Raw genomic sequence first — 8,008 nt, 5'->3', positions numbered from 1 at the left:
GCGCCCTTCGCGGGCGCGTGGATCGAAACAACGCCACCATCTGGACCGACCGATGTCGTTGTGGTCGCGCCCTTCGCGGGCGCGTGGATCGAAACTTTTGCGCCGCCTTCCCCCAAGCGCGGCGATGGCGTCGCGCCCTTCGCGGGCGCGTGGATCAAAACTCGCCAACAACCTCGCTGCCACCCTCGGCGCATAGAGTCCGTATCGCGATGGGCTTTGGCGTGCGACAGCCAATCCTCCTATTCCGGACCCGCGAGAACGGCGACGCAGCGGAGCATACGCATCAACGTAATGACCGCTTCTGGGACGAAGCCGACATCCAAAACCTTATCCCGCCCTCTCCGCTCGCCCCTACCCTCTCCCCATCCCGCTCATCCGGCGGCACTCTCTTGGCGCATGCCTTCGGCATGACGCGAGCTGGGCAGGTCTTGCCGGAGCTGAGCGCAAATAAAACGCGAGCGGGAGCGCCCCCCCCCTCAACACTGCCCACTGCCCACTGCCTACCACCCTGACTCCAAACCCGAATACCGCCCGCGCCCGGCACAGCCGCGTGCGCCGCCCTCTCTTTCCCTGCCGCCCATCGAACCAAATCGGCCCACGGAGCGTTTCCGGCGCGCCAACACGAGAAGCCCCCAGCACAGGAGGAGCCCATGTACGTCTCCACGCGTATCACCACGGTTGGCCTCGCCCTCGCCGGCACCCTCGCCCTCATGACCGCCACCGCCTCAGCCGCCGTCGTCTGCAACGCAGAAGGCGACTGCTGGCGCGTCAAGGAACGCCACGAGTACAAGCCCGAGTTCGGCCTGCGCGTTTACGCCGACGACTGGAGATGGCCTGAGGCCGAAGCCCATCGCTACCGCTGGCGCGAGGTCGGCCACGGCCGCGGCTATTGGCATAACGGCATCTGGATCGAGTTCTAGAGCCTTTCCGCAAAAGCGATTTTCCGATCAGAAGCACGTCCAGTCAAAGAGCGAGCGTCTGTCCGCGGGTCCACGAAAAAAGCGGCAAGACACGCGTTCGCTTGCCACGCGGAGCGGGGCTGTCGCCGGCAACTGGCGGCAACAGCCCTCTCCTTCGGACAGGCTCGTACCTTCGGAAAGGCTTGCGCGCGCCGCGCGGATGCAGCTCGCTATGATCAGCGAAGAGGCTCAAGCCTCTCCGTTAGCCGCGCCAGGGCGCGAATGATGAGCGCTGTCTCGATCACGAGCACGGCCAACGCGCCGCCGACGAACCAGCCGAGGGGAATGGCAGCACCCATCCAGCCCTCGATGAGGCGCGGCGCGATCAGCACGACGGCAAGGACACTCGCGAGCGCGAGCAGCACCAGGCGCCGCACGCCCCCGCGCACCTCCGCCTCGCGCGAAGGCGGCAGGAGATAGCCGCGGCCCGTGACGCCGTTGGGATAGAACACTGCATCGCCGCGCTCGGTAGTGCGGAACAACTGGTTCACGAACAGCCAATCGAAGATGCGCATCATGGGGAAACCCTTCTCTCTCGCAGCGCATTCCGCCGTCGCACGGAACGCTAGAGAGCCCGCATCAGGCCGTCTGTTCCAGCGGGATCATGGGCGCGAAGAGAAGCCGCGGCCCCGGAGGCAAAAGCACAGACAACGGAGTAGTGCTTGCCACTCGCATGAAAGTAATGCAATCTTAAGTTGCGTAACTTTGTGGAGGACCCGTACATGGCAAGCCTGAACGCGCAGTACATCAAAGACCACATGGCCAACATTCACACCAATGATTCCTGAGCTCGCGCTATCGCCGAGCGCGCGCTGGCGGAAGCTGTCACGAAAATCGGAACCAGCTCGGCCGACGCCGTCACCATCGATGCCAAGTTCCACGTCACCGCGATTGAAACCAAAGGCTGCGTCCGCCTGTGCACGGAAATAGGCGGCGTCCTGATCTGCACGCACATGAATCTCTGATCCTCAGCCACAACGAGACACCCTGACCAGCGGCCGCCATGCACATCGGGCACCGGCGGCCGCTCGCATCTCGAAACACACGCGAGACGGTAATCGCGCTGTGAAGGACGCAGCCCGCTCCCCTTTGCCCGCAGCCTGCCTTCCGGAACAAAATCCGCACCCATACATTGAGTGAAGCCGGGTCGAATTTTGAAGGAGACAACTCCATGCACAAGCTCACTGCCGCGGCCTTCGCCGCCGGCGCGATGATTTGTATCGGAATCCCGTCCTCCAGTGCCGCCCCCAACGCCGCCGCCCTCGGAAAATCCCTGTCGCAGCCCAGCATGGTGGAAACCGTGCAGGTTCGCCGCTCCTGCCGCTTCTGGTATCGCGAATGCCGCGCTCGCTGGGGATGGGGCTGGCGCTTCCGCCGCTGCGTGGTGCGCCACGGCTGCTGAGCGAGCGTCCGCGAGTTGCACGGGTCGAGGCAGCCCAGCGCGGCACATGAAATCTCACGCAGATAAAAGAGAAAGCGCCGGAAAAACTCCCGGCGCTTTCAGATGTCTTGAGATCAGGCCCTAGGATCAGGCGATCCTTACACGGCCAGCACGGAGCGGATCTGATCCTCGTACTGTTTCACCGCCTCGAGCGCCCGCGCCTTCATCACGGGATCGGCCCCGGACTGCGCCGTGAAGCCCTCCACCGCATCGCGCGCGTTGGCGATGATCTTGCCCGCCGACTGCTGGGGATTCATCTCACGCTTGCAGATGGTCTGCAGAAGCTGAGTGAGAATGACGCCCGTGGCGAGAGCCAGACCGGAAAGCTCCGCGTTCTCGCGCTTGAGCTGATTGATCGCCTCGGTCGTATCCGTCGTGTCCGCCATAACTTCAAACTCCGTTCTCGCGCCTTCGCGGCTCTTGCTCATCTTAGATCATCGTCGTCCGGGCCTGGCCGGCCCGGGCAGGACTCACCCGCCCCATAAAAACCGAGAGCGCGGCCGGATTCAAATGTGAACATCGGACATGAAGCCGCGACCGGCCGAAAATCGCGGGAGCGCCGGGTTTTCGCGGGCGCGAACAGGCTTAATCCCGCCCGCCCCCACCAGTCCCTGCTCCCCGCGACGCCCCAAGCGCTTTACCGATTTGTATACGCCGCACCGCTGGCGAAGCCCCGGGCTCACCCCCATCACTAGGAGTGGGCGAAGGCAGTAGCCTCCCCCGCAAGAAGGCCGTCCGGCCCCATCCCGAAAGCGGGCCGGGCGGCACGTCCCAGCCCGTTTTCGAAATGTAGGTTTCAAGGAAGGAATGACCCCGATGAAGGCTTTGAAATATCTTCCGGCGCTTGCCGCCTCGGCCATGTTGATCGCGAGCAGCGGAGCGATGGCGGCGAACTACGGTTCGAACGCGCAGTCGAACGCACCCGCCGCAACCAACAAATCGGCGCCGGCTACGAAGACGGCGAAGGCGAGAAGCCCGGAGTCGATCCAGTGCTCGCAGGAGGCAGACGCCAAAGGCTTGCATGGCAAGGACCGCGTGAAATTCCGTTCGGCCTGCAAGACCGCGCTCAGGGCACACAAGCCGATTCCGGACGTGCACAAGAGCTGACGGACAGCCACAGATCCGGCGATCTCCCCTCGATGGCGGATGAGGCCGCGGCGCGCCAGCGTCGCGGCTTCGCCATTGAACCCATTCAAACCCCGTAAAATAACGCCAAAATGCACCCCTTCAGGAGAACTACGTGCGTGCGCGGCTTCCTGCATGCCGCATTTAGAATTGCAATCGCGGATGCTATCGAGCGCCCCTCGTTTTCACGAGGAAGACACAGCGTCTTCGCAGAGCAAGCTCACCCGCAGAGGTACGCACCATGTCCGCACAGCCCGCCTTTTCCCCGCTTCGCGCGCTCGCGTCGCTCATCTTCGGATCGCGCTGGCTACAGGTGCCGCTCTATCTTGGCCTCATCATCGCGCAGTGCGTCTACGTCTTCCTGTTCATGAAAGAGCTCATCCACCTCCTCTTTCATGCGGGCTCCTTCGGCGAGCAGCAGATCATGCTGATCGTGCTGGGCCTCATCGATGTGGTGATGATCTCCAACCTGCTCGTGATGGTGATCGTCGGCGGATATGAGACCTTCGTGTCCCGCTTGAGGCTTCAAGGCCATCCCGACCAGCCCGAATGGCTCGATCACGTCAACGCCAGCGTGCTCAAGATCAAGCTCGCCATGGCCATCATCGGCATCTCCTCGATCCATCTCCTGAAGACCTTCATCGAGGCCGGAAATCTCGGCATGGAGAGCGCCAAGTTCACGGAGGCGGGCGTCATGTGGCAGACCATCATCCACGTCACGTTCATCCTGTCGGCCATCGGCATCGCCTACGTGGATCATTTGAGCCACGCCGCCAACGGGGCGAAGCCCGCCAAGGCCGGCGCGGCGCACTGAGGCAATGTTCCTCTGCCTCTCGCCATAGTGTTAGGCTACATACGGCCCCGGCATTCGAGACATCGAACCCAGGGAGCAGGAAAAAAGATGAAAACAGCAAGGCCCGCCAATACCCTCGCGGCAGCGGCAACCGCCCTCGCATTTGGCGCCACGGCGATCCTCGTCGCCCCCGCCGCCGCGACGGCCCAACAGGTAGGAGAGACTGTGACAACGGAAAGCGGTTTGCAGATCACCGATACGGTGATCGGCACCGGAGCCTCGCCCCAGAAGGGGCAGACCTGCATCATGCACTACACGGGCTGGCTCCTGGAGGACGGCAAGAAGGGCACGAAGTTCGACAGCTCCGTAGACCGCGGCGAGCCGTTCCCGTTCAAGATCGGCATGGGGCAGGTCATCAAGGGATGGGATCTCGGCGTCGCCTCCATGAAGGTCGGCGGCAAGCGCACCCTCGTCATTCCCTCGGAGCTTGGATACGGCATGAGAGGCGCGGGTGGCGTCATCCCGCCCGGCGCCACGCTGATCTTCGACGTCGAGCTCTTGGACGTCAAATAGCCCGCGGCAGACGCACATAAAAGGAACGGCGCTCCGGACCGCAAAGGCCAGGAGCGCCGTTCGCTTCCATAGAGGCGCAAACGCGTGCTAGCGGCGAGCGCGACGCTCCGCACGGTAGCGCGCCTTCTTGCTGGGTTCGCCCGAGAGCTTCTGACAGAACGCGCTGCGCGTTCCGCTCAGGCAGCCATAGCGTTCGAGCAACTCGGCGTCACGCTCGCTCACGGGGCCGCCAGCCCGCGCATTGGCACGGGCGTGCTCCACCTCCCAATAGGAATCCGCGCGAACCGCTGCCGGCATGAGCGCGACGAGCGCTCCAATTCCGAGAACGGGCAAGATCAGGCGTTTCATGATCGCATCTCCGATTTCGGGGCCAGTCTAGCCCAGATTCCGGCGGGCCTCCACGCGGGATCGCGCATCCTGGAGACAAGCTGCCCGCAAGGCAAACCCAAGGTTTACGCCTCACCAATCAGCAAAGACCGTCACCTGTTCCCCAGGGAATAGCCCCCCGCCTGGGCCACCGCCAAACTCCCGGCCATGGACACCCCCGAGGAGGAAGGCGCGTCATGCAGATGAACACCCGTACCCTGAGGCTCGCCGCTGCGGCGGCAGCGATGCTTTGGTCGGCTTCCGCGCAAGCTGCTTCCGACCCCACCGGCATCTGGTTCGATCACAACGGGCGCGGCGCGGTCGAGATCGCGCCCTGCGCCACGGGCGCTGGATTGTGCGGCTATGTCGTCCACATCAAGGACGAGAAAAACGCCAAGCGCTGCGGAATGCAGATCCTCGGCAACGTCACGCCGGACGGCGGCGGCTGGATCTACAGCCCCGATCGCGGCAAGAAATACAGCGTCGAGCTCGCCCGCACCGGAGAGAGCACGCTCCGTGTGGTCGGCAACGCCGGATCGTTCTTCAGCAAGACCTTCACCTGGAACCGCGCGCCGGACACCATCACACGCTGCGGCGAGACGACGGCGGCAGCCCCGAAACAGGTCGTCGAAGCGAAAGCCGATTCCGCCGCCTCGCGGGACGCCACCCCCGTTGCGCAAGAGCCCGCGCGCGAGCCCCCGTCAACCCGCTCGCTCGGCGCATCGAGCGCATCGCTTGCACTGATGGGTGCACCGAAGAAACGGGTCGCGGAAGTCACCCCGGCAGCCGTACCCGCTGCAACCGAGCCGGCACCAGCCGCGACGAAGGAGGCCGCACCGGCAAAGACGGTCGCCACGCCCGCTTCGTCACAGGATGAAAGCTTCGACGCCGAGCCGAAGCGCACCTGCAAATACAAGATCCCCTACGTCGGCCGCGTCATCTCGGTCCCTTGCCGCGACTAGCGTGCTTTCCATTCGTCCCCAACGAGAAGCACGTTAGATCCTGCCGACGAAAGCGCGGTGACGATGCAGGGCGCCTCCCATGCATCGTCACCGCTCAACTCTTTTGAGGAGCAGCGCCGCGATCACGGCTGCCACGATCGCCCCCACGGCGGAAACTGCCGACGTCACCTCGAACGCATAGACGAACGCCTCGCGCGCCGTCGCCAACAGCCGTTCGCCGCCGTCTCCCCCGAGCTGATGAGCGACAGAGACCGCGCCCCCGAGGGTGTCGCGCGCCACCTCGACGGAGTGCGGAGACATGTCGCCCAGCACGGCTCCGCCCATCGCGCTGCGGTAGAGCGCCGTCACGATGCTGCCGAGCACCGCGATGCCGAGAGCGCCGCCGAACTCGAAGCTCGTCTCGGAAATTGCGGACGCAGCTCCGGCTCGCTCGGGAGGTGCTTCGGCCATGACGAGATCGGTCGTGATCGCTCCGATCGGCGCAAGCCCCAGACAGAAGATCATCATGCCTGCAAACAGCAGCCACGGGCTGTGTGCCGCGCTGAGCTGCGTCAGCAAAGCGAAGCCGAGCGACGACAGCAGAAAGCCCCACGCGATCACCGTGCCGGGCCGGAACGCACGCACGAGAAACGGCGCGGCCATCGAGCCGAGCGCAAACACGATCCCAGAGGGCGCCGTCCAGATACCCGCTTCGAGAGGCCCCATGCCGAGCACGAGTTGAAGATACTGCGCGATAAACAGGAAGGTGCCGAAAACGACGAACAGCGCAATGATGTTCGTCGCAAGCGCGGCGCTGAAACCGCGCGCCCGGAACAGACCCACGTCGATCAGAGGATCGGCGAGCTGCGTCTGGCGGCGGAAGAAAAAGAGACCGATGACGAGCCCCACGCCGATCGCCGCGGCCGGCCCCAAGGCCCAGCCGTCCTCGGCGATGCGCTTGATGCCGTAGATGATGGAAAGCACGGACACGAGGGATTGCGCCGCACTCATGAGATCCATGCGCCCGGCGTTGGGATCGCGGAACTCCGGCAGCAGAAACGGCCCCAGCGCGAGCAGCAGCAGCATGATCGGCACGTTGATCACGAACACCGAGCCCCACCAGAAATGGCTGAGCAATACGCCACCGATGAGCGGCCCCACGGCAGCGCCCGCCGAAAAGCTCGCGACCCACACGCCGATCGCGAATGCCCGCTCGTCGTCGTCATGGAACATGTTGCGGATCAAGGAGAGTGTCGAAGGGGCGAGCGTGGCGGCGGAAAGCCCCTGCAGCGCCCGCGCCCCGATCAGCATCTCGGCGCTCGTGGAAAAGGCAGCCAGCAGCGAGGTGACGCCGAAAGCCGCCGCTCCGATCAGCAGCAACAGCCGCCGGCCGATGCGATCACCCAGCGTGCCCATGATGATCAGCGTGCCCGCGACCATGAAGCCGTAGATATCGACGATCCAGAGCAAGGCCGCCGAGCTCGGCTTCAACGCAGCGGTGATCTGCGGTACGGCGAGATGTAGGACCGTGAGATCCATCGAGTAGAGCACGCAAGGGAGCGCAAGCACCGCAAGCCCGATCCACTCGCGGCGCGTCGCCTTCGCAGCGTTGAACGCGGCGTCTTGTGACATGAGTAAGCGGGGCCTCCACCCGATCAGCCTTCATCGGAACCGGCCGGACGGCAAAGCGCACGCCCAGGCCCGAACAGCCCCGTCAGGACTGCGCCTCTTAACGTCAAGCTCGGGAAATGTCACGGGAGGCGACGCGTTGGAGATCGCGAACGCAGGTTTCGCGGCACCTCGCTCACGA

Annotated in this window: 10 protein-coding genes; 6 read left to right on the top strand and 4 right to left on the bottom strand. The window is 64.4% G+C overall.

The window, feature by feature from the left end:
* Window positions 1–650: 650 nt before the first annotated feature.
* Window positions 651–920 (top strand): hypothetical protein, encoded by a 270-nt coding sequence (locus tag F812_RS0117205; RefSeq protein ID WP_020087235.1) that lies wholly within the window; start codon window positions 651–653, stop codon window positions 918–920.
* A gap of 215 nt (window positions 921–1,135) precedes the next feature.
* On the opposite strand, the gene F812_RS0117200 is transcribed toward F812_RS0117205, so the two are convergent.
* Window positions 1,136–1,477 carry a hypothetical protein gene (locus tag F812_RS0117200; RefSeq protein WP_020087234.1) on the bottom strand — a complete coding sequence of 114 codons (342 nt, stop codon included), beginning with the start codon at window positions 1,475–1,477 and terminating at the stop codon, window positions 1,136–1,138.
* Between the two features lie 653 nt (window positions 1,478–2,130).
* On the opposite strand from F812_RS0117200, the gene F812_RS0117195 reads away from it, so the two are divergent.
* Window positions 2,131–2,361 carry a hypothetical protein gene (locus F812_RS0117195; RefSeq protein ID WP_020087233.1) on the top strand — a complete coding sequence of 77 codons (231 nt, stop codon included), beginning with the start codon at window positions 2,131–2,133 and terminating at the stop codon, window positions 2,359–2,361.
* 137 nt (window positions 2,362–2,498) lie between these two features.
* On the opposite strand, the gene F812_RS0117190 is transcribed toward F812_RS0117195, so the two are convergent.
* Entirely contained in the window at window positions 2,499–2,828 is a 330-nt protein-coding gene (locus F812_RS0117190) for a hypothetical protein (protein WP_245257703.1), read from the bottom strand.
* 388 nt (window positions 2,829–3,216) lie between these two features.
* On the opposite strand from F812_RS0117190, the gene F812_RS0117185 reads away from it, so the two are divergent.
* From F812_RS0117185 to F812_RS0117175, 3 genes are all read left to right on the top strand, one after another.
* Window positions 3,217–3,507, top strand: coding sequence for a PsiF family protein (locus F812_RS0117185; RefSeq protein ID WP_020665390.1), 291 nt, complete (start codon window positions 3,217–3,219; stop codon window positions 3,505–3,507).
* 259 nt (window positions 3,508–3,766) lie between these two features.
* Window positions 3,767–4,339: a TIGR00645 family protein gene (locus F812_RS0117180; protein WP_020087230.1), complete on the top strand. Its 573-nt coding sequence runs from the start codon at window positions 3,767–3,769 to the stop codon at window positions 4,337–4,339.
* Window positions 4,340–4,426: 87 nt separating this feature from the next.
* Window positions 4,427–4,891: an FKBP-type peptidyl-prolyl cis-trans isomerase gene (locus F812_RS0117175; protein ID WP_020087229.1), complete on the top strand. Its 465-nt coding sequence runs from the start codon at window positions 4,427–4,429 to the stop codon at window positions 4,889–4,891.
* An 87-nt stretch (window positions 4,892–4,978) separates the two neighbouring features.
* Here F812_RS0117175 and F812_RS0117170 read toward each other — a convergent pair whose 3' ends face one another.
* Complete coding sequence (locus F812_RS0117170; RefSeq protein WP_020087228.1) at window positions 4,979–5,239, bottom strand: hypothetical protein; 261 nt, start codon at window positions 5,237–5,239, stop codon at window positions 4,979–4,981.
* Between the two features lie 215 nt (window positions 5,240–5,454).
* Here F812_RS0117170 and F812_RS25665 point away from each other — a divergent pair, with 215 nt between their 5' ends.
* Complete coding sequence (locus F812_RS25665; protein WP_020087227.1) at window positions 5,455–6,219, top strand: DUF2147 domain-containing protein; 765 nt, start codon at window positions 5,455–5,457, stop codon at window positions 6,217–6,219.
* Window positions 6,220–6,306: 87 nt separating this feature from the next.
* Here the strand turns inward: F812_RS25665 and F812_RS0117160 are convergent, their stop codons facing one another.
* Window positions 6,307–7,830 carry an MFS transporter gene (locus F812_RS0117160; RefSeq protein ID WP_020087226.1) on the bottom strand — a complete coding sequence of 508 codons (1,524 nt, stop codon included), beginning with the start codon at window positions 7,828–7,830 and terminating at the stop codon, window positions 6,307–6,309.
* Window positions 7,831–8,008: the final 178 nt, after the last annotated feature.

Source organism: Hyphomicrobium zavarzinii ATCC 27496 (genome assembly GCF_000383415.1).
In the GTDB taxonomy this organism is placed as follows: Bacteria; Pseudomonadota; Alphaproteobacteria; order Rhizobiales; family Hyphomicrobiaceae; genus Hyphomicrobium_C; species Hyphomicrobium_C zavarzinii.
Note: the sequence above shows the minus strand (reverse complement) of the source record. Positions and strands in the feature narration are given on the sequence as shown.

Excerpts from the sequence above, each read along its gene's own strand:
- F812_RS0117205 (WP_020087235.1), top strand. The coding sequence starts at position 651 with ATGTACGTCTCCACGCGTATCACCACGGTTGGCCTCGCCCTCGCCGGC.
- F812_RS0117200 (WP_020087234.1), bottom strand. The coding sequence starts at position 1,477 with ATGATGCGCATCTTCGATTGGCTGTTCGTGAACCAGTTGTTCCGCACT.
- F812_RS0117195 (WP_020087233.1), top strand. The coding sequence starts at position 2,131 with ATGCACAAGCTCACTGCCGCGGCCTTCGCCGCCGGCGCGATGATTTGT.
- F812_RS0117190 (WP_245257703.1), bottom strand. The coding sequence starts at position 2,828 with ATGAGCAAGAGCCGCGAAGGCGCGAGAACGGAGTTTGAAGTTATGGCG.
- F812_RS0117185 (WP_020665390.1), top strand. The coding sequence starts at position 3,217 with ATGAAGGCTTTGAAATATCTTCCGGCGCTTGCCGCCTCGGCCATGTTG.
- F812_RS0117180 (WP_020087230.1), top strand. The coding sequence starts at position 3,767 with ATGTCCGCACAGCCCGCCTTTTCCCCGCTTCGCGCGCTCGCGTCGCTC.
- F812_RS0117175 (WP_020087229.1), top strand. The coding sequence starts at position 4,427 with ATGAAAACAGCAAGGCCCGCCAATACCCTCGCGGCAGCGGCAACCGCC.
- F812_RS0117170 (WP_020087228.1), bottom strand. The coding sequence starts at position 5,239 with ATGAAACGCCTGATCTTGCCCGTTCTCGGAATTGGAGCGCTCGTCGCG.
- F812_RS25665 (WP_020087227.1), top strand. The coding sequence starts at position 5,455 with ATGCAGATGAACACCCGTACCCTGAGGCTCGCCGCTGCGGCGGCAGCG.
- F812_RS0117160 (WP_020087226.1), bottom strand. The coding sequence starts at position 7,830 with ATGTCACAAGACGCCGCGTTCAACGCTGCGAAGGCGACGCGCCGCGAG.